The organism is Macrococcus epidermidis, assembly GCF_024205965.1.
In the GTDB taxonomy this organism is placed as follows: Bacteria; Bacillota; Bacilli; order Staphylococcales; family Staphylococcaceae; genus Macrococcoides; species Macrococcoides epidermidis.
On the sequence record NZ_CP073819.1, the window covers coordinates 836,759 to 863,072 of the forward strand.

25 protein-coding genes are annotated in these 26,314 nt (G+C 33.1%); 18 read left to right on the forward strand and 7 right to left on the reverse strand.

Annotated elements, in window-relative coordinates; translation table 11 throughout:
• Positions 1-43 precede the first annotated feature (43 nt).
• Positions 44-352 (forward strand): metal-sulfur cluster assembly factor, encoded by a 309-nt coding sequence (locus KFV12_RS04515; RefSeq protein WP_099578638.1) that lies wholly within the window; start codon positions 44-46, stop codon positions 350-352.
• Between the two features lie 28 nt (positions 353-380).
• Here the strand turns inward: KFV12_RS04515 and KFV12_RS04520 are convergent, their stop codons facing one another.
• Positions 381-1,076 carry a Crp/Fnr family transcriptional regulator gene (locus tag KFV12_RS04520; RefSeq protein ID WP_254257404.1) on the reverse strand — a complete coding sequence of 232 codons (696 nt, stop codon included), beginning with the start codon at positions 1,074-1,076 and terminating at the stop codon, positions 381-383.
• A gap of 175 nt (positions 1,077-1,251) precedes the next feature.
• On the opposite strand from KFV12_RS04520, the gene clpB reads away from it, so the two are divergent.
• Positions 1,252-3,834 (forward strand): ATP-dependent chaperone ClpB, encoded by a 2,583-nt coding sequence (gene clpB, locus KFV12_RS04525; protein ID WP_254257405.1) that lies wholly within the window; start codon positions 1,252-1,254, stop codon positions 3,832-3,834.
• 29 nt (positions 3,835-3,863) lie between these two features.
• On the opposite strand, the gene KFV12_RS04530 is transcribed toward clpB, so the two are convergent.
• Complete coding sequence (locus tag KFV12_RS04530) at positions 3,864-4,058, reverse strand: YjzD family protein (protein ID WP_099578644.1); 195 nt, start codon at positions 4,056-4,058, stop codon at positions 3,864-3,866.
• An 88-nt stretch (positions 4,059-4,146) separates the two neighbouring features.
• Here KFV12_RS04530 and KFV12_RS04535 point away from each other — a divergent pair, with 88 nt between their 5' ends.
• From KFV12_RS04535 to KFV12_RS04550, 4 genes are all read left to right on the forward strand, one after another.
• Positions 4,147-5,154 carry a BMP family ABC transporter substrate-binding protein gene (locus tag KFV12_RS04535; RefSeq protein WP_254257406.1) on the forward strand — a complete coding sequence of 336 codons (1,008 nt, stop codon included), beginning with the start codon at positions 4,147-4,149 and terminating at the stop codon, positions 5,152-5,154.
• A gap of 78 nt (positions 5,155-5,232) precedes the next feature.
• Entirely contained in the window at positions 5,233-6,186 is a 954-nt protein-coding gene (locus KFV12_RS04540) for a beta-ketoacyl-ACP synthase III (protein WP_111714377.1), read from the forward strand.
• Entirely contained in the window at positions 6,186-7,421 is a 1,236-nt protein-coding gene (fabF, locus tag KFV12_RS04545) for a beta-ketoacyl-ACP synthase II (RefSeq protein WP_254257407.1), read from the forward strand. Before KFV12_RS04540 ends, fabF begins: the two co-directional genes overlap by 1 nt.
• An 82-nt stretch (positions 7,422-7,503) precedes the next feature.
• Positions 7,504-8,406 carry a nuclease-related domain-containing protein gene (locus KFV12_RS04550; RefSeq protein WP_254257408.1) on the forward strand — a complete coding sequence of 301 codons (903 nt, stop codon included), beginning with the start codon at positions 7,504-7,506 and terminating at the stop codon, positions 8,404-8,406.
• A gap of 220 nt (positions 8,407-8,626) precedes the next feature.
• Here KFV12_RS04550 and KFV12_RS04555 read toward each other — a convergent pair whose 3' ends face one another.
• Positions 8,627-8,989, reverse strand: coding sequence for a DUF3899 domain-containing protein (locus KFV12_RS04555; RefSeq protein ID WP_254257409.1), 363 nt, complete (start codon positions 8,987-8,989; stop codon positions 8,627-8,629).
• A gap of 318 nt (positions 8,990-9,307) precedes the next feature.
• Here KFV12_RS04555 and KFV12_RS04560 point away from each other — a divergent pair, with 318 nt between their 5' ends.
• From KFV12_RS04560 to KFV12_RS04585, 6 genes are all read left to right on the forward strand, one after another.
• A complete protein-coding gene (locus tag KFV12_RS04560; RefSeq protein WP_111714381.1) occupies positions 9,308-10,945 on the forward strand; it encodes a peptide ABC transporter substrate-binding protein in 1,638 nt (545 codons plus the stop codon).
• A gap of 155 nt (positions 10,946-11,100) precedes the next feature.
• Positions 11,101-12,027 (forward strand): oligopeptide ABC transporter permease, encoded by a 927-nt coding sequence (gene opp3b, locus KFV12_RS04565; RefSeq protein WP_111714382.1) that lies wholly within the window; start codon positions 11,101-11,103, stop codon positions 12,025-12,027.
• Positions 12,027-13,085 (forward strand): oligopeptide ABC transporter permease, encoded by a 1,059-nt coding sequence (gene opp3C, locus KFV12_RS04570; RefSeq protein ID WP_111714383.1) that lies wholly within the window; start codon positions 12,027-12,029, stop codon positions 13,083-13,085. Before opp3b ends, opp3C begins: the two co-directional genes overlap by 1 nt.
• Before the next feature lie 14 nt (positions 13,086-13,099).
• Positions 13,100-14,173, forward strand: a complete 1,074-nt coding sequence (locus tag KFV12_RS04575; protein WP_111714384.1) for an ABC transporter ATP-binding protein — start codon at positions 13,100-13,102, stop codon at positions 14,171-14,173.
• Between the two features lie 260 nt (positions 14,174-14,433).
• Positions 14,434-15,393: an ABC transporter ATP-binding protein gene (locus KFV12_RS04580; RefSeq protein WP_111715505.1), complete on the forward strand. Its 960-nt coding sequence runs from the start codon at positions 14,434-14,436 to the stop codon at positions 15,391-15,393.
• A gap of 340 nt (positions 15,394-15,733) precedes the next feature.
• On the forward strand, positions 15,734-17,395 hold the full coding sequence (locus KFV12_RS04585; RefSeq protein WP_254257410.1) for a peptide ABC transporter substrate-binding protein: 1,662 nt from the start codon (positions 15,734-15,736) through the stop codon (positions 17,393-17,395).
• Positions 17,396-17,448: 53 nt separating this feature from the next.
• Here the strand turns inward: KFV12_RS04585 and trpS are convergent, their stop codons facing one another.
• Entirely contained in the window at positions 17,449-18,441 is a 993-nt protein-coding gene (gene trpS / locus KFV12_RS04590) for a tryptophan--tRNA ligase (RefSeq protein ID WP_111714386.1), read from the reverse strand.
• 476 nt (positions 18,442-18,917) lie between these two features.
• Between trpS and spxA the strand changes: the two genes are divergently transcribed.
• The 4 genes from spxA to pepF all read left to right on the forward strand — a co-directional run bounded on the left by spxA (position 18,918) and on the right by pepF (position 23,038).
• Positions 18,918-19,313 (forward strand): transcriptional regulator SpxA, encoded by a 396-nt coding sequence (spxA, locus tag KFV12_RS04595; protein WP_096076985.1) that lies wholly within the window; start codon positions 18,918-18,920, stop codon positions 19,311-19,313.
• A 142-nt stretch (positions 19,314-19,455) separates the two neighbouring features.
• Positions 19,456-20,124, forward strand: a complete 669-nt coding sequence (mecA, locus tag KFV12_RS04600) for an adaptor protein MecA (RefSeq protein WP_239242278.1) — start codon at positions 19,456-19,458, stop codon at positions 20,122-20,124.
• Between the two features lie 76 nt (positions 20,125-20,200).
• Positions 20,201-21,193 (forward strand): competence protein CoiA, encoded by a 993-nt coding sequence (locus tag KFV12_RS04605; protein ID WP_254257411.1) that lies wholly within the window; start codon positions 20,201-20,203, stop codon positions 21,191-21,193.
• A gap of 36 nt (positions 21,194-21,229) precedes the next feature.
• Entirely contained in the window at positions 21,230-23,038 is a 1,809-nt protein-coding gene (gene pepF, locus KFV12_RS04610; protein WP_254257412.1) for an oligoendopeptidase F, read from the forward strand.
• Positions 23,039-23,369: 331 nt separating this feature from the next.
• On the opposite strand, the gene KFV12_RS04615 is transcribed toward pepF, so the two are convergent.
• From KFV12_RS04615 to KFV12_RS04625, 3 genes are read right to left on the reverse strand one after another with little or no spacing between them, the layout of a single operon-like run.
• Positions 23,370-24,152: a DsbA family protein gene (locus tag KFV12_RS04615; RefSeq protein WP_111714390.1), complete on the reverse strand. Its 783-nt coding sequence runs from the start codon at positions 24,150-24,152 to the stop codon at positions 23,370-23,372.
• 19 nt (positions 24,153-24,171) lie between these two features.
• Positions 24,172-24,537, reverse strand: a complete 366-nt coding sequence (locus tag KFV12_RS04620) for a globin domain-containing protein (RefSeq protein ID WP_111714391.1) — start codon at positions 24,535-24,537, stop codon at positions 24,172-24,174.
• A 47-nt stretch (positions 24,538-24,584) separates the two neighbouring features.
• Positions 24,585-25,172 carry a CYTH domain-containing protein gene (locus tag KFV12_RS04625; RefSeq protein ID WP_170122429.1) on the reverse strand — a complete coding sequence of 196 codons (588 nt, stop codon included), beginning with the start codon at positions 25,170-25,172 and terminating at the stop codon, positions 24,585-24,587.
• 147 nt (positions 25,173-25,319) lie between these two features.
• On the opposite strand from KFV12_RS04625, the gene KFV12_RS04630 reads away from it, so the two are divergent.
• On the forward strand, positions 25,320-25,664 hold the full coding sequence (locus tag KFV12_RS04630; protein WP_111714393.1) for a UPF0738 family protein: 345 nt from the start codon (positions 25,320-25,322) through the stop codon (positions 25,662-25,664).
• Positions 25,665-25,678: 14 nt separating this feature from the next.
• The gene (yjbM, locus tag KFV12_RS04635; RefSeq protein ID WP_111714394.1) at positions 25,679-26,308 is read left to right on the forward strand and encodes a GTP diphosphokinase; all 630 of its coding nucleotides are present in this window, start codon (positions 25,679-25,681) and stop codon (positions 26,306-26,308) included.
• The last annotated feature ends 6 nt before the right edge of the window (positions 26,309-26,314 follow it).

Consider the following 26,314-nt stretch of genomic DNA (forward strand, 5'->3'; position numbering starts at 1 on the left):
TATTTGTTATATTTAGATTATAACAAATAATGAGGTGATATAAATGGAAGAAGCAATGAAAGATAGTATTATGGGTGCATTAGAGAATGTTATCGACCCAGAATTAGGTATAGATATCGTAAATTTAGGACTAGTTTATCACGTAGATATGGATGATGATGGATTAGTCAATGTAGATATGACATTAACATCAATGGGATGTCCGATGGGCCCACAAATTATCGATCAGGTTAAAACTGCACTAGGAGAATTACCAGAAGTAAAAGATGTTGAAGTAAATATCGTCTGGAATCCAGTGTGGTCAAAAGACATGATGAGCCGTTACGCTAAGATAGCATTAGGTGTAAGCTAAAAACAGAGACATTTTCATGTCTCTGTTTTTATTCCATTTTGCAAATATTAATCGGACAATTTTCACAATTAATCTGATCTTTAAGATAGTCAATATTTTTTATCGTAATCCTTTTACCTTGTGTCGCTATGATATTTTTAGACTTCAAATCGCTGATAATTCGGTTGACTCCTTCACGTGTTGTACCGCCAAAGTTAGCTAACTCATTATTCGTCATATCAATATTAAGCTGGATGCCGTCTTCAGTTGAAGTACCATAGGTATTTGATAATCTTATTAGTGTAGAGTACACTGCACCTTTTTTACCTAACGTGTATAAATCTCTTAATTTATATTCCTGCTTTGCGTTCTCATTTTGAATCCACAATAACCATTCATAGTTTAACACTTCGTCATTTAATATAGCATTTTCAAACTGTTCGATATCCATCTTATAAACAGAAACTTTTGTCTTTGTTTTAGCGAATAATGAATGTTTTTTTAATCCGCAAAATAAAGTTGTAGAACCAAAGATATTTCTTGGACCTAGTAATTTCATTGAAAATTCTTTTCCATCTTCTAATACACGATGAATAACTACATTACCGCTTTTAATGACATATATTGCATTCGCAGGATCCTCTGCCTGATAAATATATTGATTTTGTTCATATGTCTCAAGCTTACCTTCTTCAGTTATGTAATTGATTATACTTATTGCTTCATGGTATTCAGTATGTACCATTTGTATCACCCGTATCTTTATTAGATTGAATATATTATATCATACAAGAAATAATGATTTCTTATAAAAATAATACTTTGTGTTAGATACAAGGTGGATAATTTGTTTTTTCTGTGAATTGGTTTTATAATATTATTATAGTCAAAGATAGTCAAACTATTGATGAGGTGATTTGATGAATATAGATAAGATGACATATAACGTACAGGCTGCCTTAGAATTTGCTCAAAATGACGCAGTAGAAGAAAAACTTCAAACGATAGAAGTAGAAAATCTAATGAAACATTTTGTAATACAAAGTGACAGCATGTTAAATACTATATTTGAACGCAGTAATTTAGATATAAAAGCATATGAGAGCATTTTAAATGAGGCATTAACTAAAATGCCCCGAGTAGAGGGTAATGTCCAGTATGGACAATATTTAAGCAATGGCATTAATCAGCTACTGAATGCAGCAGAAAAAAAGATGAATGAAATGGATGATCATTATATTTCTGTAGAACATATTATATTAGCTGCAATTGAAACACATGCACCTACAAGATCATTTGTTGGTAATAAAGCTGAAGTAGTATTTGAAATCATAAATCAGATTAGAGGAGGAAACCACGTGACGACACAAAATCCGGAAGTTCAATATGAAGTATTAAAGAAATATGGACGTGATTTAGTAGAAGAAGTAAGAAACGGAAAAATGGATCCGGTTATCGGACGCGATGAAGAAGTGCGTAATACGATTCGTATATTAAGCCGTAAAACAAAAAATAATCCGATTTTAATTGGTGAACCAGGTGTAGGTAAAACAGCAATTGTTGAAGGATTAGCGCAACGTATTGTAAAAAAAGATGTACCTGATGCATTACTGGATAAAACGATATTTGAACTTGATTTATCAGCACTTGTTGCAGGCGCAAAATTCCGTGGTGAGTTTGAAGAACGTTTAAAAGCAGTGCTAAAAGAAGTTAAAGAATCAGATGGTAAAATTTTATTATTCATCGACGAAATCCATATGTTAGTCGGCGCAGGTAAAACAGATGGTGCCATGGATGCAGGTAATATGTTAAAGCCAATGCTCGCGCGTGGTGAGTTACATTGTATCGGTGCAACAACTTTAAATGAATACCGACAATATATTGAAAAGGACTCAGCTTTAGAACGTCGCTTCCAGAAAGTAAATGTAGCTGAACCTGATTTAGAAGATACGATCTCAATTTTACGTGGTTTAAAGGAACGTTATGAAGTGCATCATGGAGTAAGAATTCAGGATACAGCACTTGTTGCAGCAGCAGAATTATCAGACCGTTATATTACAGATAGATTTCTACCAGACAAAGCGATCGACCTTGTAGACCAGGCATGTGCTACGATTCGTACGGAAATGGGTTCTAATCCTACAGAGCTAGATGCTGTGAATCGTCGTGTATTACAACTCGAGATTGAAGAAAAAGCATTGAAAAATGAAACAGATAGTAAGAGTCAAAGCCGTTTATCTGAACTTCAACGTGAACTTGCAGATGAGAAAGAGAAACAGCAGACTTTACAAGCACGTGTTGAAAAAGAAAAATCTCAAATTAGTATCGTTCAGGAAAAACGAGCTGAACTTGATAAATATCGTACAGCGCTGGAAGAAGCTCAAAGTAACTATGATTTAGGTAAAGCCTCTGAATTACAATATGGTAAAATACCGCAAGTTGAGAAAGAATTAGCTGATCTGGAAGACAGTTTGATTGAAGAAACGAAAGGCACTGACCGTTTAATTCGAGAAGTTGTAACTGAAGAAGAAATTGGTTATATTGTTTCACAATGGACGGGCATTCCAGTAAGTAAATTAGTTGAAACTGAGAAAGAGAAATTATTAAAATTATCTGAGATTCTACATGAACGTGTCGTTGGTCAGGATGAAGCGGTTGATTTAGTAGCAGATGCAGTCGTACGTGCACGAGCTGGAATTAAAGATCCTAATCGTCCTATCGGAAGTTTCTTATTCTTAGGGCCAACAGGGGTCGGTAAAACTGAACTTGCTAAAACGTTAGCCAGCACTTTATTCGATTCTGAAAAACATATGGTACGCATTGATATGAGTGAATATATGGAGAAACATGCAGTTTCTCGATTAATAGGTGCGCCTCCTGGTTACATTGGCCATGAAGAAGGTGGACAATTAACTGAAGCGGTTCGAAGAAATCCATATACAGTGCTCTTATTAGATGAAATTGAAAAAGCACATAGCGATGTATTTAATGTATTATTACAATTATTAGATGAAGGCCGTTTAACAGATTCTAAAGGAAGAATCGTGGATTTTAAAAATACTATTATCATTATGACAAGTAACATCGGATCACAATATTTATTAGATGGCATTGAAAATGAAGAAATTACAGAGACAGCAAGAACGAATGTAATGGATGCATTACATTTACACTTTAAACCAGAAATATTAAACCGTATGGATGATATTGTACTGTTTAAACCATTGAGTAGAAATGATATGACATTTATTGTTGATAAAATAGTGCGTGAATTAAATACGCGTTTAGATAGTCGTGGTGTAAAAGTTGAATTAACGGATGAAATCAAGCGATGGATTGCCGACACAGCTTATGAGCCACAGTTTGGTGCAAGACCATTGAAGCGATTTGTTCAAAAAGAAATCGAAACGCCTTTAGCTAGATTACTGATTAAAGAAGATTATTCAGAAGGAACAGTGATTAAAGTAGATCGCATAAATGATGAAGTTAAATTTATGGTATAAAAAAAACGAGACAGCTGTCTCGTTTTTTTTTAATGCTCTTCGTGTGCTGGAATTGGCTCATTTGGAACAAGGTGTGCAATAATAATTGCTAATATACCAAAGATAACACTAATAATTGTTGCGAATGGTAAGTTTAAGTCATTTCCGCCACCTAAACTCATTAATACGAAGTTACCCATTTGAACTAAAATAAAAGCCCAAACAAATGTCATAATATATTGCATATGTTTATCCCCCATGAAAGATGTTATATTAATTATTATAAAAGAGTGTACGCAAATTGTATACCCCTGACATTGAAAGGAATAAAAAATGAAAAAATTTCTCGTTTTTCTAGTAGTGCTTATTACAGTACTTGGTACGATAGTTTATATTAAAATCCCAAAATATCATGAAATAAATAGTGTCGGTTTTATCTTTCCTGAATCAATCAATGATCAGACTTGGGGGACTAAAGGTTACAAAGCAGTACTGGATATTGTTCAGGAATATGATTCAAACTTTTACATACAGGAAAATATAGATAATGTTGAAAAAACTAAACTAGTACTGAATGAATTTCTTGATAGAGATGTCTCTATTATTTATGGACAAGGATCAATGTATGAAAAAATCTTTAATGAATATGCAAAAAAATATCCTGATGTTCACTTTGTTTTTACAAACGGGATAAGTAAACACAAAAATGTTTCTGCACTTAATATAGAAGCGTATAGCATGGGCTTTTTTGCTGGTTACTTAGCTAGTCACGAATCAAAGACACATCAAATCGGCGTGATAGGTGCATTCGATTATCAGCCTGAAGTTAAGGGATTTATGGATGGTGCATATTATGAAAATAACAAAACTGTCATTCAGGCTTCTTTTGTGAAGACTTGGGAATATAATAATGATGTAAGTGTCATCACAAAAAAAATGATTGAAAATGATGTGGATGTATTTTATCCGGCAGCAGATGGAATTAACAGTGAAGTCATGGGAATTGTTAAAGATTATGATCGTAAAGCAATTGGATATATCACGGACCAAAGCTATCTCGGAGACTTTGTTCTGGCAAGTACTGTGCAGGATATTTCAACGTTGTATCAGGATATTGCAAGAGAATACTCAGAAGGTAGGCTTGTGGGTGGAACAAAATATTATGGTATGAAAGATAATATTAGTGAGCTGCAGGGTTATTCTCCGTTAGTATCATCAAGCACGATTGAAAAAATAGAAAAAATGATTGAGGAATATAAGAAAACAGATAAACTGCCAAATGGCAAAAAAGCACCTAAAAATAATGCGAATGTTTATCTCGAAATCGATGCTGAAAAATAAAGGACTTCTATTTGAAGTTCTTTATTTTTTGTGGTAAATTAGTACCAGATACTAAAAGTAGATATAAGAGGTGCGAATATGAATGTCGGTATTAAAGGTATAGGGGTATATATTCCGGAAAAAATAGTAACGAATGAACATTTTGAAAGTTATCTGGACACTTCTGATGAATGGATTTCACAAATGACAGGTATTAAAGAAAGAAGATTTGCAAGAGCTGATCAGGATGTGAGTGATTTAGCATACATTGCATGTGAAAATGCAATTAAAAATGCTAAAATAAAGAAAGAAGAAATAGATATGGTTATTGTAGCAACTGCAACAGGCGATCATAAATTCCCGTCTGTAGCAACGATGCTTCAGGATAAACTTGGATTAAGAAATGTTCCCGCAATGGATCAACTCGCAGCATGTACAGGCTTTATCTATAGTTTAATTACAGCAGAACAATTCATTAAAACAGGGTTATGTAAAAATATTTTAGTAGTAGGCGCAGAAAAGTTAACTAAAATTGCAGATTTAAATGATCGTAATACAGCAATTTTATTTGGAGATGGGGCTGCAGCTGTCATTGTGAGTGAAGTTGCTGAAGGATATGGCTTCCTATCTCATGAATGGGGAAGCGATGGTTCTGGCGGTAAATATTTATTTGATAATAAAGAAACTGGATTACTTGAAATGAATGGTCGTGAAGTATTTAAATTTGCGGTACGTATTATGGGTGATGTTTCATTGAAGTCAGTTGAGAAAGCGGGTCTAAAGCCAGAAGAAATTGATATGTTTATTCCACATCAGGCCAATATACGTATTATGGAATCAGCACGTGAACGTTTAGGGATACCTCCAGAGAAAATGAGTGTTACTGTCGATAGATATGGTAATACATCAGCAGCCAGCATACCGCTTTCATTATTCCATGAATTAGAACAAGGGAAGATTAAAAACGGTTCTAAATTAGTTTTTGTTGGGTTTGGTGGAGGTCTGACATACGGTGCTATGACATTAATTTGGGGAGATAAGGAGAGAAAATAATGAAAAATAGAGTTGTAATTACTGGAATCGGTGCACTTAGCCCTATCGGTAATGATGCACATACTACATTTGAAAATGCTGTGAATGGCGTTAACGGCATAGCGCCTATTACACGTATTGAGCATGAAGATATGGCAGTGAAAGTAGCGGGTGAATTGAAGGATTTCAATATTGAAGATCATATGCCATTGAAAGAAGCACGTCGAATGGATCGATTTACGCAATATGCAGTGGTAGCAGCACGTGAAGCATTAAATGATTCGAAACTAGAAATTACTGATGATAATAGTGATCGTGTGGGCGTTTGGATTGGCTCGGGAATTGGTGGCATTGAATCTTTCGAAAATGCACATCAAACATTAGTTGATAAAGGACCTAGACGTGTTAGTCCATTCTTTGTTCCGATGTTAATTCCTGATATGGCTGCAGGACAAGTTTCTATTGATTTAGGTGCAAAGGGACCAAATGGATGTACTGTTACAGCATGTGCAACAGGAACGAACTCTATAGGTGATGCTGCCAGAATGATACAATATGGAGATGCTGATGTTATGATAGCAGGGGGTACAGAAGCGCCAATTACACGTCTAAGTATCGCTGGTTTTACATCTAATCGTGCACTTAGTACAAATGCAGATCCTGAAACAGCATGTCGTCCATATCAGGAAGGACGCGATGGGTTTGTTATGGGTGAAGGTGCAGGTGTCGTCGTACTAGAAAATTTAGACCACGCATTAGCGCGAGGCGCTCATATCTATGCAGAAATTGTAGGATACGGTAATAATGGTGATGCACATCATATTACAGCACCAGCACCGAATGGTGAAGGTGGCGTGCGTACGATGAGGATGGCACTTAAAGATGCCGGCATTGAAGCGGATAAGATTGATTACTTAAATGCCCATGGTACAAGTACACCGATTGGTGATGAATATGAAGCGTTAGCGATTAAGACAACATTCGGAGAACATGCAGAAAATCTATTAGTATCTTCTACAAAATCAATGACGGGTCATCTATTAGGTGCAACAGGTGCAATCGAAACAATTATTACAGCACTTTCTATTGAAACAGGGAAAATTGCACCAACAATCCATCAGGAAGATGAACATGCTTTCGGATTGAATTTTGTACCAAATAAAAGCGTTGACCGCGACATTGAATATGCGATGACAAATAGTTTGGGATTTGGTGGTCATAATGCAGTTCTTATCTTAAAAAAATATAGTGAATAGGAAAAAAGTGAGAAATTAATTTTTCTCACTTTTTTCTTGTGTTAACAAATGTTAATTTTTATAATGTGGATGAGGTGAATATATGTTTATTAAAGTACATCATCCAGACCAATATATTCAATATTTACTTGCAGTAGAAGATAGAATTACATTACAAGAAAATGATCGCATCAATCTTTTCAGATATAAAAGTGGATTATCTGGAGAAAGAATGTTTTATAACCTTCTAAAAAATATACTTGAAGGTATAAAAATTTGGGACATTACTTTGGATAATAATGATTCATCACAATATGACTTTCTAATAGTGGTTGATAAAGTGATCTATCATTTTGACGTTAAGAACTATAGTGGTGTATATACATACAAAAATGATAATTTCATTAGTGAAAATGGACGGAACTATAAAAATATTATGGCACAGCTCGATGCAGCACATGACAGACTCATTAGAATTGTGGAGTTAAACAATTGGGGATATAAAGTGGAAAGTAAAATTATATTTATTAATAAACAATTCTCTATTCGAAATTATGATGGTAATCCATTGATACTCTTTCATAATCAAATCGATAGTTTTATTCAGTATTTATTAAAAAGAAAAACATATAAAAATGATCTTTACGTAGCAGAAAAGCTTGTTGAATTAAGTAATCCGAAAGTATTTGAAAGGATTTATTATTATCCATTCGAAAAGATGAAATCAGGTCCACGTTGTCCAAAATGTCTGCAAATTAATAAGGTAGAAGCATTGAACAAATTTAAAACTGTATCATGTGCATGTGGACATACATATGAGAAATCAGAGATGCTGCACAACATAATTGATGATCTCTTTCATATTAATCAAGGTATTATTAAGACTAAAGACGTGGTTTATTGGAGCGGCGTACCAGAGAGAAGTGTGCGAAGATTTTTAAAACAGAATTATCATTCTCAAGGGAGCAATAAAAACAGAAGTTATGTAAAGAATGATGGCCGATAAATTAAAAATATCGGACATGAAATCTCAAAACTAGTCCAAATCTCTAAATAATGGCCGATAAATTAAAAATATCGGCCATGAAATCTCAAAACTAGACCAAATCTCTAGATGATGGCCGATAAATTAAAAATATCGGCCATGAAATCTCAAAACTAGTCCAAATCCCAAAATAATGGCCGATAAATTAAAAATATCGGCCATCATCATTATCATCAATATGCTACACAATGCTATACATAGCAATTAAACTTATAATCACTAATCCAAGCGATACAAATAAAATCGGATTAGTCCATAAATACTTTTCCTGTCTGATGCGCAATTCTTTATTGAAGTCTGGATCTTCATCCATCGTTTCCTTAATTCGTTTCGGTGCCATCATGTAATTAAACTTTCTAAAGGAATGTCCCATAATACTATATGCCCCATCACTATACATCATCATAAATAATCCGATACACAAACCAATCATTGAAACAGTAAAGATACCGTTTAAAAAATTTAATAATTTTAGACCACTAAACAATGCGTATATAACAGCTAAACCTGTTTCTATCGCAAAAATAATCATGTAATTTTTCACATATATTCCTCCTGTATTAACTTTATTTATTATATCTTTTATTTCTTTAAATGCATATAAAATGTTATAAAAATGAATAATCATTTTAAAATATATTACAATTATTGATAACAACAACATTAATGAGATTTTTATATACACAATAAAGTATAAATATACACAAAATTCAACGCTTTAGTGCACTATACATGTATAAAAAGTATTAAAAATATTAAGAAAAATGTATAAAAAGTTATTGCTATTTATTTACTATAACATTTATAATAAAGTTAATCTTCTGAAAATTAACAGAGGCATTTTTAGAAATGGGGGAAAGAAATGAAAAGACAGGTAAAATCTTTATTAGTTTTATTTCTAGCAATTACTATGGTACTTGCTGCATGTTCAGGTAAAAAAGGTGGTTCTGGTGATACTGCTGGTGGCGACGATAAAACATTACGATTAGTTGCTTCAAGTGATATCCCAACAATGGACTCATCTTTAGCAACTGATGCCGTATCATTCAATGTATATAACCAAACGATTGAAGGTCTATATACATTAGATAAAGATGACAAAGCGGTTCCTGCAATTGCTAAAGGTGAACCAAAAATTTCAGCTGACGGTAAAAAATGGACAGTAGAATTACGCGATGATGCAAAATGGACAAATGGTGATCCTGTTACAGCTAAAGACTTCGTATTTGCTTGGCAACGTGCATTAGATCCAAAAACAGCTGCAGAATATGCTTACATCATGTACGACTTAAAAAATGCAGAAGCTGTTAATACAGGTAAAATGAAACCTTCTGAATTAGGTGTTAAAGCAGTTAATGATACAACTTTAGAATTTGAATTAGAAAAATCTAAGCCTTATTTCAAAGAATTATTAGCATTCGGTACTTTCTTACCTCAAAACGAAAAATTCGTTAAAGAAAAAGGCGAAAAATACGGTACAACAGAAAAAGATACATTATATAATGGTCCTTTCGTATTAAGCGAATGGAAAACTGAAGACAAATTTACTTTAACGAAAAATGATAAATACTATGATAAAGATAAAGTAAAATTAGATAAAATTACTTACAAAGTTTTAAAAGATGCTAACTCAGGTGTTAACTTATTTACAACAGGTAAAATTGATCGTGTCGGTTTACCTGCAGAATTTATCGATAAATACAAAAATGATAAAAACTATTCTACAGAATTAGATGCTTCAACATTCTTCATTAGAATGAACCAAACAAAAAATAAAGATTTACAAAACAAAGATTTACGTATAGCTTTAGCGAAATCTATCGATAAAGAAAAATACGTTAAAAACAACTTAAATAATGGTTCTGTAGCAATTGACACATTAATGCCAAAAGACTTTGTTAAAGACAAAGCAGGTAAAGACTATGTTGATGGTGTTAAATCTCCATTAAACTACGATGCAAAAGCAGCAAAAGCTTCTTATGAAAAAGCGAAAAAAGCTCTAGGTAAAGATAAGTTCACTTTTGAATTCTTAACATTCGACCAAGAGTCTTCTAAGAAAGATGCTGAATACTTTAAAGAACAAATTGAATCAACTTTACCAGGTGTAACATTAAAAATTAAACAACAGCCATTCAAACAAAAATTAGATTTAGAATCTAAAGGTAACTATGAATTATCATTAGGTGGTTGGGGTCCTGACTATCCAGATCCAATGACTTTCTTAGATATGTTTGTAACTGACGGTCCACATAACCAAACTGGCTGGTCTTCAAAAACGTATGACAAAGCAATTGAAGAAGCGAATGGTCCATTATTAACAGATGTTGAAAAACGTTGGACAACATTACAAAATGCTGAAACTGAATTCTTAAATGATGCAGTAATTATTCCAATCTATCAACGTGGTGGCGCATTCTTAACGCAACCATACGTGAAAAACATTGTTTCTCATAAATTTGCTGGAGATTATTCATTCAAAGAAACTGAAATTAAGAAATAGTATCTTGAAACCAATTTAGAAGGAAGGATATGCAACTTATATCCTTCTTTTTAAATAAATAAAAAAAGTTGTATGAATTATGAGAAAATTTAGTTATTATAGTATTAGAGCAAAAAATGATTTTGCGCTATATGATTATAAGGAGGAAGAAGTGCATGTTAAAATATACGATTAAACGAATTTCTTATATGCTTTTAACATTGTTCATTGTTACAACGGCTACGTTCTTCTTAATGAAATTAATGCCTGGTTCACCGTTTAACGATGAAAAGTTATCAGCTGAACAGAAAGCAATCGTGAATGAAAAATATGGATTAAACGATCCATTAGGAGTGCAATATCTCAATTATTTAAAGAAAGCAGCAACAGGTGATTTCGGAGTATCATTCCAATATGATAATAAAGACGTATTAGGATTAATTATTCCTCGTCTTGGACCATCTGCTGAAATTGGTCTTTACGCAATGATCATCGGTGTAACGCTTGGGATTATATTAGGGGTTATTGCTGCAGTGAAACAAAATACATGGGTGGATTACTTAGCAACTGTATTCTCTGTACTTGCTATCTCAGTACCATCATTCGTTTTAGCCGTTTTATTACAATATTTCTTAGCAGTTAAAGTACAATGGTTCCCGGTTGCAGGTTGGGAAGGATTTGATTATGCCGTATTACCAGCCATTGCACTATCAGCTGGTGTTATTGCAACTATCGCAAGGTATATCCGTTCAGAAATGATTGAGGTTTTAAGTTCAGACTATATTACTTTAGCACGTGCTAAAGGTAATTCAACTTCTAAAGTATTATTTGGACATGCATTACGTAATGCATTAATTCCTATCATTACATTAATTGGTCCAATGACAGTTGGTATCTTAACAGGAGCACTTACGATCGAAACGATCTTCGGTATTCCTGGTCTTGGAGATCAATTCGTGCGTTCTATTCAAATGAATGACTATCCAGTTATTATGGCACTTACAGTATTTATCTGTGCATTATTCGTAGCAGTATTATTTATCGTTGATATTTTATACGGCATCATTGACCCACGTATCCGTGTACAAGGAGGTAAAGATTAATGGCAAAATTTAATGAAGTAGAAGAAAATGTTAGTCATGCAAATTTAAATCAAAATTTAGCGACACCTCCTGGTTCATTTGTATTAGCAAATCGTGACGAAATCAATGAAGAAAAAATTGAGCGTGAATCGAAAACATTCTGGCAGGATGCATGGTTACAATTAAAAGCTAACAAAGCAGCTATCCTTGGATTAATTGGTTTAATCTTATTGACGTTAATGGCATTTATCGGGCCTATGATCAGTGGTCATACGTATCGTGCACAAAACGTTGACCATTCAAACTTACCGCCAAAAATTATGGCACTTAAAGATGTAGGATTCTTACCGTTCGACGGTAAAGATAAAGATGGTTTCGATGTTTATGAATCTAAGAATGTTAAAGAAGCTTATTGGTTTGGTACAGACTCGCTTGGACGTGACATCTTTACACGTACTTGGAAAGGTACACAAGTTTCTATCTTTATTGGTATCGTAGCAGCATTCTTAGACGTTGTTATCGGGATTACTTATGGATCTATTTCAGGTTTCTTTGGTGGCTGGGTAGATACATTGATGCAGCGTATCATCGAGATTATTGCATCGATTCCTAACTTAATCATCATGATTTTATTCGTAATTCTCTTCGGTGGTAGTCTATGGACAATCATCTTAGCCATGTCACTAACGGGCTGGATTGGAATGAGCCGAATCGTGCGTGGACAATTCTTAAAGTTAAAAGGGCAAGAATATATTTTAGCGTCAAGAACATTAGGTGCTTCTAACGGAAGTCTAATTTTTAAACATATTTTACCGAACACATTAGGACCAATTATCGTAACGGCAATGTTCTCTATCCCTGGAGCGATTTTCTTCGAAGCATTCTTAAGCTTCATCGGTTTAGGTTTAGAGCCACCGATGACATCACTTGGGGCATTAGTAAACGATGGTCGTAAAATGTTATTGATTCACCCATATCAAATGTTTGTTCCATCTGCAGTATTATCATTATTAATCTTATGTTTCTATTTATTTGGTGACGGTGTACGTGATGCATTCGATCCGAAAATGCGTAAATAAAGGAGGAAATTAGAATGGCAGAAAGAATTTTAGAAGTTAAGAATTTAAAAGTTTCCTTCGATATTAACGCGGGGGAAGTTCAGGCAGTACGTGGAGTTGATTTCCACTTAGATAAAGCAGAAACATTAGCAATCGTTGGAGAGTCTGGTTCAGGTAAATCAGTAACGACGAAAGCGATTATGAGATTGTTACCATCACCACCTTCACGTATTAAAGAAGGAGAAATCTTGTTTGATGGTAAAGATATTGCAAAGCTATCAGAAAAAGAAATGCAGCAAGTGCGTGGTAAAGATATTTCGATGATCTTCCAGGATCCAATGACTTCATTAAATCCGACAATGAAAATTGGTAAGCAAGTTATGGAACCGCTGATTAAACATCAAAAGTTATCTAAAGCAGAAGCGAAAGAACGTGCATTAGATATATTACGTTTAGTAGGACTTCCAAATCCAGAAGGTCGTTTCAATAACTATCCTCACCAATTCTCTGGTGGACAACGTCAACGTATCGTTATTGCAACGGCACTAGCATGTGACCCGAAAATTCTAATTGCTGATGAACCTACAACAGCACTTGACGTAACAATTCAGGCACAAATTTTAGAATTGATGAAAGATTTACAGAAGAAAATTGATACTTCAATTATCTTCATTACACATGACTTAGGGGTAGTTGCAAACGTAGCAGATCGCGTTGCAGTAATGTATGGTGGACAAATTGTTGAAACAGGAACAGTAGATGAAATATTCTACAATCCTAAACACCCATACACTTGGGGATTATTATCATCTATGCCAAGTTTAGATACTCATCAGGATACAGAATTAATTGCTATTCCTGGTACACCACCAGATTTAATTAAACCACCAGTCGGTGATGCCTTTGCACGACGTTCAGATTACGCATTACAAATTGACTTTGAACAGGAGCCACCTTGGTACCAGGTTTCAGATACGCACTTTGTGAAATCTTGGTTGATGGATCCGCAAGCACCTAAAGTTGAACCGCCAGAAATGGTTAAACAAAAGCTGCGCCCTATGCCTGGTGACTATGCAGAACCAAAACGTGTTGAGGGGGTTAGCTTCTAATGAGAGACGATAGAGTTCATAACAATACAGAAGGTCGCGTTAAAGTAATTGACGATACAGGAAATACAACACAAGATGTTAAAGTTGAAAAAACTGTTACACATACGACAGAACCTGTAGTAGATCATACAGTAGAACATACAATTGAGGATGGTCCAATTCAGGTAAGTGAAGATGCAATTAAAGAAGATGCGTCACAATATAGTGCATCTGAATTGAATAAAACTAAACTTACTGAAGTAGAAAAAAAAGCAGCGGGGATTAAACCATATGCTGAAGGCAAAACAAAATTAATTGAAGTAAGAAATTTAAAGCAATATTTTAACGTTGGCAAGAAAAATGAAGTAAAAGCTATCGATGATATCACATTTGATATTTATCGCGGTGAAACTTTAGGTCTTGTAGGTGAGTCAGGTTGTGGTAAATCAACAACAGGACGTACACTGATTAAGTTATATGATGCAACAGGCGGAGAAGTTATCTTTGATGGGACTGATATTCAGTCGATTAAAAATAAGAAAGATTTATTGAAGTTTAATCGTCGTATGCAGATGATCTTCCAGGATCCATATGCATCACTTAACCCGAGACTTAAAGTTATGGATATTATTGCTGAAGGTATTGATATTCATAAACTTGCAAAGAATAAACAAGATCGTGCAAATCGTGTTTACGAGTTACTTGAGACAGTAGGTTTATCAAAAGAACATGCTAACCGTTATCCACATGAATTCTCAGGAGGACAACGTCAGCGTATCGGTATCGCACGTGCATTAGCAGTAGAACCAGAGTTTATTATTGCCGATGAGCCAATCTCAGCACTTGACGTATCTATTCAGGCGCAGGTTGTAAACTTAATGCAGAAATTACAGAATGAACGTGGCATTACATTCTTGTTTATCGCCCATGATTTATCAATGGTTAAATACATTTCAGACCGTATCGGTGTAATGTATTTCGGTAAATTAGTTGAAGTAGGACCAGCGGATGCAATCTATAACAATCCACTTCATGAATATACGAAGTCATTATTATCTGCAATTCCATTACCAGATCCGGAATCAGAGCGTACGCGCGTACGTAAAACTTATAACCCGGATGTTCATGCGTATACTGCAGACGATGTATTAGAGTTACGTGAAGTTGCTCCAGATCATTACGTATATTGCTCACCGAAAGAATACGAAGCATTAAAGAAATCTTATAATCATAATTATTAAACAATAAAGGACAATGAGAAGCATTAATCTCAATGTCCTTTATTTTTATGCATAAATCTTTATATATTTATAAAAAGTAATAAAAAGGAAAAAACATACTTTATAAATGTTAACAAAACATAAGAAATATAACTTACCGTCATAAAGGGATTCAGAAAGAAATTTAAAGTTATACTTAATAAAAGAATGTGAATAAATATAAAATAATAAAATATTCAAAAAAATTAAAAAATGTATAAAAAAAGTATTGCTATACCGTGAAATATAAAATATAATTAATACAAATCTTCTGAATATTCTAAACAGCAGATTGAATAATTTATATGTAGGGGGAAGTTGAATGAAAAAGAATTTTCAATGGTTTTTAGTTTTATTATTAGCTTTAACTGGCTTTGTATCAGCTTGTTCTGGCTCTGGCGGAGATAAAAAATCTGCTGGTGGAGACGGCAAAGACAGCCAAGTATTGAACTTTGCAGAAGGTTCTGATATTCCATCTATGGATTCGTCAATGGCAACTGACCAAGTATCTTTTAATGTATTCAACCAAGTAATGGAAGGTCTTTATACTTTAGATAAAGACGATAAAGCCGTACCTGGTGTAGCAGAAGGAGATCCAGAAAAGTCTAAAGACGGTAAAACATGGACAGTCAAATTACGTAAAGATGCGAAATGGTCTAATGGTGACCCTGTAACAGCGAAAGATTTTGAATATGCATGGAAACGTACAATCGATCCTAAAACAGGTGCTGAATATGCATATATTATGGCAGATTTAAAAAATGCTAACAAAATCATGGAAGGTAAAGCGAAACCTGATGAGTTAGGAGTTAAAGCAATTGATGATAACACATTAGAAATTCAATTAGAAACTAACGTTCCTTACTTCCAGGAATTATTAGCTTTCGGTACTTTCTTACCACAAAACGAAAAATTCGTTAAAGAAAAAGGTGACAAGTACGGTACAACTAAAGACGACACTTTATACAATGGTCCTTTCGTATTAAATGAGTGGAACACTGAGAAAAACTTCCAGTTAACACCAAACAAAGAATACTGGGATAAAGATAAAGTGAAGTTAAAAGAAGTAAACTTCCAAATCGTTAAAGAAACACAAACTGCTTTAAACTTATACACTACTGGTAAAATTGATGCTGTAGGTTTATCTGCTGAAAACGTTGATAAATACAAAAATGATGCTAAATACAAAGATCAGTTCTCAACTCAACTAGGATCTTCAACATTCTTTGTACGTATCAATCAATCTAAAAATAAAGATTTACAAAACAAAAACTTACGTTTAGCTTTAGCGAAAGCAATCGATAAAGATAAATACGTAAAAACTTTATTAAATAACGGTTCTGTAGCAACAGATGCTTTAATGCCTAAAGAATTCGTTAAAGGTCCAGACGGTAAAGATTATAGTGAAGGTGTTAAATCTCCATTAAACTATGACAAAGATGAAGCGAAGAAATATTTAGATAAAGCGAAAAAAGAATTAGGTAAAGACAAGTTCACATTTGAATTTTTAACTTATGATCAAGATACATCTAAAAAAGATGCTGAATATGTTAAAGAACAATTAGAAACGAACTTACCTGGCGTTACTTTAAAAATTAAACAACAACCATTTAAACAAAAATTAGCTTTAGAATCTAAAAAGAACTATGAATTATCATTTGCTGGTTGGGGTCCTGACTATCCAGACCCAATGACTTTTATCGATATGTTCGTAACTGACGGTCCACATAACCAAATGGATTGGTCAAACAAAGAATTTGATAAATTAGTTAAAGATGCTAAAGGTCCATTATTAGCAGATCCAGAAAAACGCTGGACAGCTTTACAAGAAGCTGAACAAATCTTCTTAGAAGATGCAGCGATTATTCCGATGTATCAACGTGGTTCAGCACGACTTCGTCAACCATACATTAAAAACTATGTTGTTCATAAATTTGCTGGAGATACTACATTAAAAGAAACTTATATCGAAGGTAAAAAATAGTTACTACATTAAGAGCACATCACTGAATTTCAGTGATGTGCTTTTTTAATTATCTATTTTCTTTTTCTGCCTAAACCCATTGCGTTTTCCATCTTTTTAAGCATTTTATTTGCTTTAAATGCTGCTTTTTCAGCACCACGGTCAAGTATTTCATCAAGTTCTGGTGAATTCATGTAGTATTCATATTTTTCCTGGAAGGGTGTGATAAATGCGACTACAACGTCTGCTAAGTCTGATTTAAAGTCGCCATAACCTTTTCCTTCATACTTACTTTCAAGTTCTTCAATCGTTTTACCAGAGAAGATTGAATAAATACCTAGTAAGTTAGAAATACCAGGTTTATTTTCTTTATCATATTTTACGATGCCTTCAGAATCAGTAACAGCACTTTTAATTTTTTTCGCTACTGTATTCGGTGGATCAAGGAGAGAAATAAATCCTTTCGTATTGCTATCAGATTTACTCATTTTTTTCGTTGGATCCTGTAAACTCATCACGCGTCCACCGACTTTAGGCATTCTAATTTCCGGAATCGTAAATATATCATTATATTTATTGTTAAATCGTTCAGCGAGATCACGCGTTAATTCAAGATGTTGTTTCTGATCATCACCGACAGGAACGATGTGTGTGCCATATAATAATATATCCGCAGCCATAAGTGGTGGATAAGTTAATAATCCTGCAGGAATACCTTCTTTACGATCCTTTGCCTTATCTTTAAATTGCGTCATACGTTCTAGTTCACCAATCGTTGAAATCGTTGTCAGCATCCAGCCTGCCTGTGCATGAGCTGGTACTTCTGATTGAATGAAGAGCGTTACTTTTTCCGGATCTAATCCACTGGCAAGATAAAGTGCTGCCAGTGAACGGATATTTTTCCTTAATGCTGCTTTGTCCTGTGGTACAGTAATCGCATGCTGATCAACAATACAAAAGTAGCAGTCATAGTCATTTTGAATTTCAACAAATTGTTGTAATGCTCCGATGTAGTTTCCGATTGTAGGAACACCGCTCGGTTGAATTCCTGAAAATAATGTTTGCATATATAAAACTCCTTTAATAATAGTAAGTATATTGTACTATATAAACGGATATAATAAATAAACAGATATCATAAATATTATGATTAATTTATTATGTGACAAAAATGAAAATTAATGAAAACGTATTGTAATAAGGATTTATAAGGTGTATAGTGTAAGAGTAAATAATAAAATTTTGTGAGACTATCTTGAGTGATTTATGATTGAATGTTCAGATAATTATTTTCATTTTATTAGAGAATTCTCATTAAATTTTAATGTTCAGATAATATAATAACAATATCAGGTTAGAACAAACTTCTATAGCATTTATCTTAACATTAGATTGCTTAATATAATTTTATAATTATTTTTAAGTTTTATTATTTGACAATGTTTAAGTTAACACGTATAGGGTAAATATAACTAAGCGTTTAAGATAAATTATGCAAATAATAATCTAACCGATAAATAACATAATTAGGAGAGTGAGATGTATGGTAACATTATTTACTTCACCAAGTTGCACATCTTGCCGTAAAGCGAAAGCATGGTTACAAGAACATGACATTCCGTATACGGAGCGTAATATATTTTCAGAAAACTTATCAATTGATGAAATAAAAGCAATCTTAAGAATGACAGAAGATGGTACAGATGAAATCATCTCTACACGTTCAAAAACATTCCAAAAATTAAATGTTGATATTGACGCATTACCATTACAGGAGTTATATGAAATTATTCAAAAAAATCCTGGGTTATTACGTCGTCCAATCATCTTAGATGAAAAGCGTTTACAAGTTGGATACAATGAAGACGAAATTAGACGATTCTTACCACGTAAAGTGCGTACGTTCCAATTATTAGAAGCACAACGTATGGTAGATTAATTTTAATTAACAAGCTGTCATAATTTGTTCACATGAACGAATTTGACAGCTTTTTTATGTATCATTTTAAGGTTTATTCATTGTGAGGATATACCCTTTAATGTACAATAGACTTACAATTCTATTGATAGGGGGAAAGACCATGAGAATTGAACGCGTCAATGACACTACATTAAAATTTTATTTAACATATGCAGATATAGAGGCTAGAGGATTTAAACGCGATGATTTATGGACGAACCGTAAAGCTGGTGAAGAATTCTTTTGGTCTATGATGGAAGAAATCAACGAAGAAGAAGAATTTTTTGTTGAAGGACCATTATGGATACAAGTCCATGCATTTGATAAAGGTATTGAATTTGTTGTAACAAAAACTAAACAAGATGATGTTTTACATTTACCGGATGATGAATCACCTGAAAATCTTGAATATCAGGTAAACGATTTCTTAAACAAATCAGTTCAGGATGAAAAAGAATTACGTGATTTATTAATGAAAGCATCTGAAATAAATGATTTTGATAATGAATTTATTGCACACTTTGATGATCTTGAGCATGTTATCCAGTTCAGTTATGATGATCATCTTGATATTGACATTGAAGACCTGCTTTATATGCATGAAGGAAGATATTATTATTATGTACAGTTTGACGAACGTTTATCAGATGATGAAGTACATACATATGTTGCGCATGTATTAGAGTATGCTGATGAATCACGTATTTCTAAAGAACAACTTGAAGAGTATGGAAAAGTTGTGATGAGTCATAATGTGAAACATCAAGTACAAAAATATTTTAAATTGTAGTGATTAACAATATTTACACAATTGTAAAAAATACTTTAAGCACTTTCTACTATATATAAGTAGGAGGTGCTTTTTTATGCTTGTTGCTTTAAATGATGCCGGAGAATTAATTGAGGCAAATCGTGCATTGCCAGGACGATACACTTGTCCAATTTGCAACAGACCTGTTGTATTAAAAAAAGGAAAAGTTAAGTTACCACATTTTGCACATCAAACTTTAAAAGATTGTTTTATGTACACATACAAAAAAGAAACAGTGGCCCATATAGAAGGTAAATATTGCCTATATGATTTGTTTCATCCTTCTACATGTTTTATGGAATATTATTTGTCATCAATTGAGCAGATACCTGACTGTTATCATACTTCTTCTATCGCATTTGAACTGCAGATGTCAGTAATACCAGTTTCTCACATTGTTACAAGAACGTCTGGCTACAATTCAATCGGTGTAGAAGTAATATGGATTGCTAAATTTGAAGATATTAAAATCAATGATACTCAAATGAAACTTACACACTTTCAAAAATCATTAATTCATTTAGCAAGTAATGTATTGTTTGTATATCATACGCAGTTAAAATCTTTTTTTGCCTTACAGATTATCCGTGTACTGAATCATAATGAGTTTGAAATTAAAATTATTAGGATTATAAATGGAGAAGCGATACTTTCTATTATTACTGATAATCAGCTAAAGTTGACACATCGTGTATTGAGCAAGATAGAAACGAAAAAGCATATTCAAAATTGCTTAGCCAAAAAGTCAGTGCTGCAGCCCACATTAAGTGGTCTTTATCAACTGAGAATAGATCATAGAAATATTCCGGAATACTTACGCATTGTAATACCTGAACAGATTTATATTGATAAACATCCAATAGAATGGCAGGTTGAATTGATGGTGATGATTCACAATCAACAATTTGATTTTGAAAAATGGATGAATTGCTTAAAATTATCCGAACAAAGTAACTTGTTGATATCGCAGCCAGAACTCTCTTTACACATCTTAAAAGTTTATCAGCATATATCAAATCAAATGCGTGCATTAATGACTGAAAAATGAGAAAATTAAATGTATTAATGAAATGGAGGATTTAAAATGACAGAATTAATGACAAGAAGCGAACAACAAGAGAAAAATACATGGGATTTAACGACAATATTTAAATCCGATGACGCGTGGGAAAATGCCTTTACTGAGCTTTCAGAGTATCTTGGCAAAGAAAAAGCATTTCAAGGTAAACTAAGTACCTCAAGTGAAACTTTATTAAATGCATTATTATTAGATGCTGAAATTGATGAACTATTAGGTAAAGTCTATGTATATGCACATCTTAAACATGATGAAGATACAACGAATGCAAAGTATACTGCTTTTGAGCAACGCGCTGCAACACTTGCAAGTCAATTCTCATCTGCCTGGAGTTTTATGTTACCGGAACTGATGACAATTGATGAATCACAGTTAAATACATTTATTGCAGAACATAAAGGGTTAGAACGTTTTAAATTTGATCTTGAAAAAATTAATAAACGACGTGAACACGTTCTTAGTGAAAAGGAAGAATTGATATTAGCTGAAGCTCAGGAAGCACTTTCTGCTTCAAGTAATACATTTAGTATGTTTAACAATGCCGATTTAACTTTTGATAACATAAAAGATAAAGATGGTAATTCATTACCGTTATCTCATGGTAACTATATTACTTATTTAGAATCTGATGATCGTGTATTACGTGAAAATGCATATAAAGAGGTTTACGCTAAATATGGTGAGTTTAATAATACATTGTCACAAACACTCGCAGGAAAAGTTAAGGCAAGCGTATTTTCAAGTAAAGTAAGAAATTATGAAAGCGCTCGTCATCAAGCTTTATCAAACAATGATATACCGGAGTCTGTATATGATACCTTAGTTCAGACGGTTAATGATCATCTGCCATTATTACATCGCTACACAGCATTACGTAAAGAATTATTAGGTCTAGATGAGATGTATATGTATGATATGTATACGCCTTTAATAGAAGATGTTGAATTCAAAGTAACTTATGAAGAAGCGAAAGATTGGATGCTGGCATCACTTGAACCGATGGGTAGTGAATATATTGAAGTAATTAAAGAAGGATTAACGAATCGCTGGGTAGATGTTTACGAAAATAAAGGAAAACGAAGTGGTGCTTATTCATCTGGTACTTTTGGAACAAATCCATTTATTTTAATGAACTGGACGGATAATGTAAACAATACATTTACATTGACGCATGAATTTGGACATAGTGCACATAGCTATTTTTCTAGAAAGAATCAGCCGTCTAATATGTCAGGTTATTCAATATTCGTGGCTGAAGTGGCATCAACATGTAATGAGGCATTACTGGCAGATTATATGTATAAAAATTTAGAAGATGAAAAGAAAAAGTTATATTTACTTAATTATCAATTAGATGGATTCAGAGGGACTGTATTCAGACAGACGATGTTTGCTGAATTTGAACATATCATCCATACAATCGTTGAAAATAATGAACCATTAACTGCTGAACGATTAAATAAAGAGTATGCTGCATTGAATAAGAAATATTATGGAGATGCTGTTATAACGGATGATAATATTCAATATGAGTGGAGCCGTATACCACATTTTTATTACAACTATTATGTTTATCAATATGCAACAGGTTATAGTGCAGCATTTGCGTTAAGCAAGCAAATGCTTGAAGAAGGCGCACCTGCTGTGGATCGTTATATCAATCATTTCTTAAAAGCAGGTAGTTCTGATTATCCTATCGAAGTGCTAAAAAAAGCTGGTGTTGATATGACATCAAGCGCTGCTATTGAAAATGCTTGTAAAGTGTTTGAAGAAAGATTAGATGAATTTGAAAGATTAATAAAGTTATCAAAATAATAAATAAGTAGTGAATGCGTTTACAATATGTCAAATTTGTGAACAGTATCCATTTTATTTGAAACAGAATAAATAACGTGTTATATTAAGTACATGAAATTAATCACATACCAAACATACCCCTTTGTTTGAGTGAAAAATTTCTCCCATCCCCTTTGTTTAAATACCGTGTAATCAGACACGGTATTTTTTTTATGAGATTTTTTAATATTATATTTTAAGTGCACAAATAACTGTTATGAAAAACAATGAAACTGTACTAATAAATTCTTTGGAAAAACAGACACACAAAAACCGATATCATATACGATATCGGTTTTTGTGTGATATATTATAGTGATTTGTAACGCCAGAATAAATCATGATCATAATAAACATCTTCAATAATATTCTGGAGCTTTAATTTTCGTAACTCATTCATCAAAATATGATGTGGCCACTCATAAACAGTTTCGAGTTCATGTTCACTTACCATTTCCTGATCACGAATATATTCTGAAAGCGTTGGTGGTAACTTTTTTTCTATCGGTGTTTCTACAAGTTCATTGATGATATATGTGTAAATATGATAAGCGTGAATACCTTCAACTTTTAATCCTTCATCTTCATAATTTTCGTTAAAGAAAACAAGTGTAGGTGTAACATTGACATCCATTTCATTTGCGATATGTTGGTCACACTTTAATGAGGAAGTAACATGATTACTACGTATGTCATTAGTGAAGACTTCTATATCTAATCCTGCTTTTTGCGCACAATGCATAATCAATTCTTTTGTGATTATATCTTGTTTTGGCATTATTTCATTCTGTATAAAGTTCAAAAATAGATTCGCTTTCTTTCTTCCTTGTAATTCAGCTGCTTTAAATGCTAAAGCGATATTATCATCGCAAGTTGTACTTTGTGCCTGGCATTTTGTGAGTACTTTCAAAGTAGGAAGTAGAATTTGTTTAATATCTACGAATTGATAGTATTCAATTTGCAATTTACGTAAAGTTGCTTTAAGTTTCCAAGAATCTTTACAAAAAGGATCAAAGAAAGAATAGATCTCTATTTTTTTATTAGGCGATAATTGTTCTCGCGTTTGATTTACCATTAATTGTAGTTGTCCCATTCTACATCACCTTCATCCTTTAATCGACATTTTTCATATGTTCAGCAGTAAGTGTTAAACGTTGCAATAAGTATGTTCTAACATCTTCATCCATCGGTACTTTATATGCAGCTTTCGTCATATTTTCGAGCCATGCGTCTTTTTCAAATTCTCCAATCACAAAAGGCATATGACGTGCACGCATCATGGGATGACCATGTTCGTCAGAATAGAGCGTTGGTCCTCCTAAAAATTGTGTTAAAAATTGCTTTTGCTTTCGAGCTGTTTCATTAAAATCACCAGGAAATAAATGATTAATACGTTCATCTTCTTTAACATAAGAATAAAAGATATCTATCATTTGATATAAATTATCCTGGCCGATGCGATCATAAATCGTATCCATCTGACATCTCCTTACTTTCATACTAATATAGCATGTATATTACAATTTTAAAGTATTTTGCTTGAAAGTTTACTGTAGTGGTTATAAAATCTTTGCACTTTGCTCATTGTTTCTTGTTTGTCAATGTTATAATATTCAAGTAACGCATCAAAGTGTACTTTTCCTTCTTCGTAGTCGTTTACTTCATATTCCAGCTCGTAATCGCTCGTATCAAGATAATAACTGGCATCAAGGACAAGGAGACCGGATTTATACTCTATTTCGCGACGTTCTGTCGATAGCGCACCAAATACACGAAGTGAATTATCAGCTATATTCATTTTTTTTAATTGCTGTTCAATATTTTCAGGGATGTAACGTTGTTCGATATATTCCTGATCTATGATACGCTCATCAATCACACCAGAATACTCCATGACACCAATTGTTTGTGGTATTTTTAATGTCATCATTTTAGATGCTCCATTATCACGAATTCTAAGTGCACATTTCTGCGATTTTAAATCGAATTGATTCGTATCGATATAAAAATTGGTTTGCGTAATCATCGGCGCATCGATAAATAACGCGTTTTTTAATTTTTCGTAAGTTGAATAGTCAAGTAGATTCTTGAATTCAATTTCAAGTTCTTCCATGGTGAACCCCCTTTTATATATTTTAATTATGTACAACATAATATATGAAGTAAAGTATATTACATTCTATTCATGACTAAATCAAGAATCATTAAAACATTTACAATAATTATGTTAAAATATTCATGTTAAGGAGATGACACAAAAATGAATTTACATGTCAATGAAATTAAATTAGAAGAAAATAAAGTGATGATATTTACAGAAGAATCACCAATTGAAGCAACAGCCACAGGTACAATGGTGGTAGATAGTGATAATTTTCAATTTGTTTATTTATTAGATGGTGGCGAGAGCTTCGCTAATTTACGATTTGTTGAAGAGACCTGGCATATGATGAAAGCTTATGAATCATATCCGTGGTTTTTATACGGTACAATTGAACTGATTAATTTTAAAGAAGAATTTGATGAACTCATTGAAAATATTCAAGGAAATTTTAATTATGGTAAACCTTTTGTAGAACGTGTTGAAGAGGTATTTGAGCTATAGAATGAGGTGTTGTTATGAACCAATGGGATTTATTTTTATCACCATACAAACAAGCAATCGACGAACTTAAAATTAAATTAAAGGGTATCCGTAAACAATTTCAATCAGAAGGTAAATCATCTCCGATAGAATTTGTAACCGGCAGAGTTAAACCGATACCAAGTATCATTGAGAAAGCAAATACACGAGGTATTCCGTTTGATCGTTTAAGTGAAGAAATGTACGATATTGCTGGTCTTAGACTGATGTGTCAATTCGTAGATGATATAGATGTTGTTGTACAGATGTTGCGAAATAGACATGATTTTGAAGTAGTTGAAGAACGAGATTATATTAAAGACACAAAAGAAAGTGGTTATCGCTCATACCATGTCATTATTAAATATCCAATTGAAACATTAACAGGTCAAAAATTTATACTGGCAGAAATACAAATAAGAACGTTAGCGATGAACTTCTGGGCAACTATTGAGCATACATTACGATATAAATATGCAGGAGACTATCCACCAGAAATTCAAAATCGTTTAGAGCGTGCAGCAGAAGCAGCATATCTATTAGATGAAGAAATGTCTGAAATTCGAGAAGAAATAAAAGAAGCTCAAAAGTTTTACTCAGAACAACGTAGTGAGATTAGAGACTAAGAGGGT

Bases quoted from the DNA above. Each gene is read 5' to 3' on its own strand.
- KFV12_RS04540 (WP_111714377.1), top strand. From the start codon at position 5,233: ATGAATGTCGGTATTAAAGGTATAGGGGTATATATTCCGGAAAAAATA.
- KFV12_RS04605 (WP_254257411.1), top strand. From the start codon at position 20,201: ATGCTTGTTGCTTTAAATGATGCCGGAGAATTAATTGAGGCAAATCGT.
- KFV12_RS04535 (WP_254257406.1), top strand. From the start codon at position 4,147: ATGAAAAAATTTCTCGTTTTTCTAGTAGTGCTTATTACAGTACTTGGT.
- KFV12_RS04630 (WP_111714393.1), top strand. From the start codon at position 25,320: ATGAATTTACATGTCAATGAAATTAAATTAGAAGAAAATAAAGTGATG.
- KFV12_RS04625 (WP_170122429.1), bottom strand. From the start codon at position 25,172: ATGGAAGAACTTGAAATTGAATTCAAGAATCTACTTGACTATTCAACT.
- KFV12_RS04550 (WP_254257408.1), top strand. From the start codon at position 7,504: ATGTTTATTAAAGTACATCATCCAGACCAATATATTCAATATTTACTT.
- mecA (WP_239242278.1), top strand. From the start codon at position 19,456: ATGAGAATTGAACGCGTCAATGACACTACATTAAAATTTTATTTAACA.
- yjbM (WP_111714394.1), top strand. From the start codon at position 25,679: ATGAACCAATGGGATTTATTTTTATCACCATACAAACAAGCAATCGAC.
- KFV12_RS04615 (WP_111714390.1), bottom strand. From the start codon at position 24,152: ATGGGACAACTACAATTAATGGTAAATCAAACGCGAGAACAATTATCG.
- KFV12_RS04520 (WP_254257404.1), bottom strand. From the start codon at position 1,076: ATGGTACATACTGAATACCATGAAGCAATAAGTATAATCAATTACATA.
- KFV12_RS04620 (WP_111714391.1), bottom strand. From the start codon at position 24,537: ATGGATACGATTTATGATCGCATCGGCCAGGATAATTTATATCAAATG.
- KFV12_RS04585 (WP_254257410.1), top strand. From the start codon at position 15,734: ATGAAAAAGAATTTTCAATGGTTTTTAGTTTTATTATTAGCTTTAACT.
- spxA (WP_096076985.1), top strand. From the start codon at position 18,918: ATGGTAACATTATTTACTTCACCAAGTTGCACATCTTGCCGTAAAGCG.
- fabF (WP_254257407.1), top strand. From the start codon at position 6,186: ATGAAAAATAGAGTTGTAATTACTGGAATCGGTGCACTTAGCCCTATC.
- pepF (WP_254257412.1), top strand. From the start codon at position 21,230: ATGACAGAATTAATGACAAGAAGCGAACAACAAGAGAAAAATACATGG.
- opp3b (WP_111714382.1), top strand. From the start codon at position 11,101: ATGTTAAAATATACGATTAAACGAATTTCTTATATGCTTTTAACATTG.
- clpB (WP_254257405.1), top strand. From the start codon at position 1,252: ATGAATATAGATAAGATGACATATAACGTACAGGCTGCCTTAGAATTT.
- KFV12_RS04560 (WP_111714381.1), top strand. From the start codon at position 9,308: ATGAAAAGACAGGTAAAATCTTTATTAGTTTTATTTCTAGCAATTACT.
- KFV12_RS04575 (WP_111714384.1), top strand. From the start codon at position 13,100: ATGGCAGAAAGAATTTTAGAAGTTAAGAATTTAAAAGTTTCCTTCGAT.
- trpS (WP_111714386.1), bottom strand. From the start codon at position 18,441: ATGCAAACATTATTTTCAGGAATTCAACCGAGCGGTGTTCCTACAATC.
- opp3C (WP_111714383.1), top strand. From the start codon at position 12,027: ATGGCAAAATTTAATGAAGTAGAAGAAAATGTTAGTCATGCAAATTTA.
- KFV12_RS04515 (WP_099578638.1), top strand. From the start codon at position 44: ATGGAAGAAGCAATGAAAGATAGTATTATGGGTGCATTAGAGAATGTT.
- KFV12_RS04530 (WP_099578644.1), bottom strand. From the start codon at position 4,058: ATGCAATATATTATGACATTTGTTTGGGCTTTTATTTTAGTTCAAATG.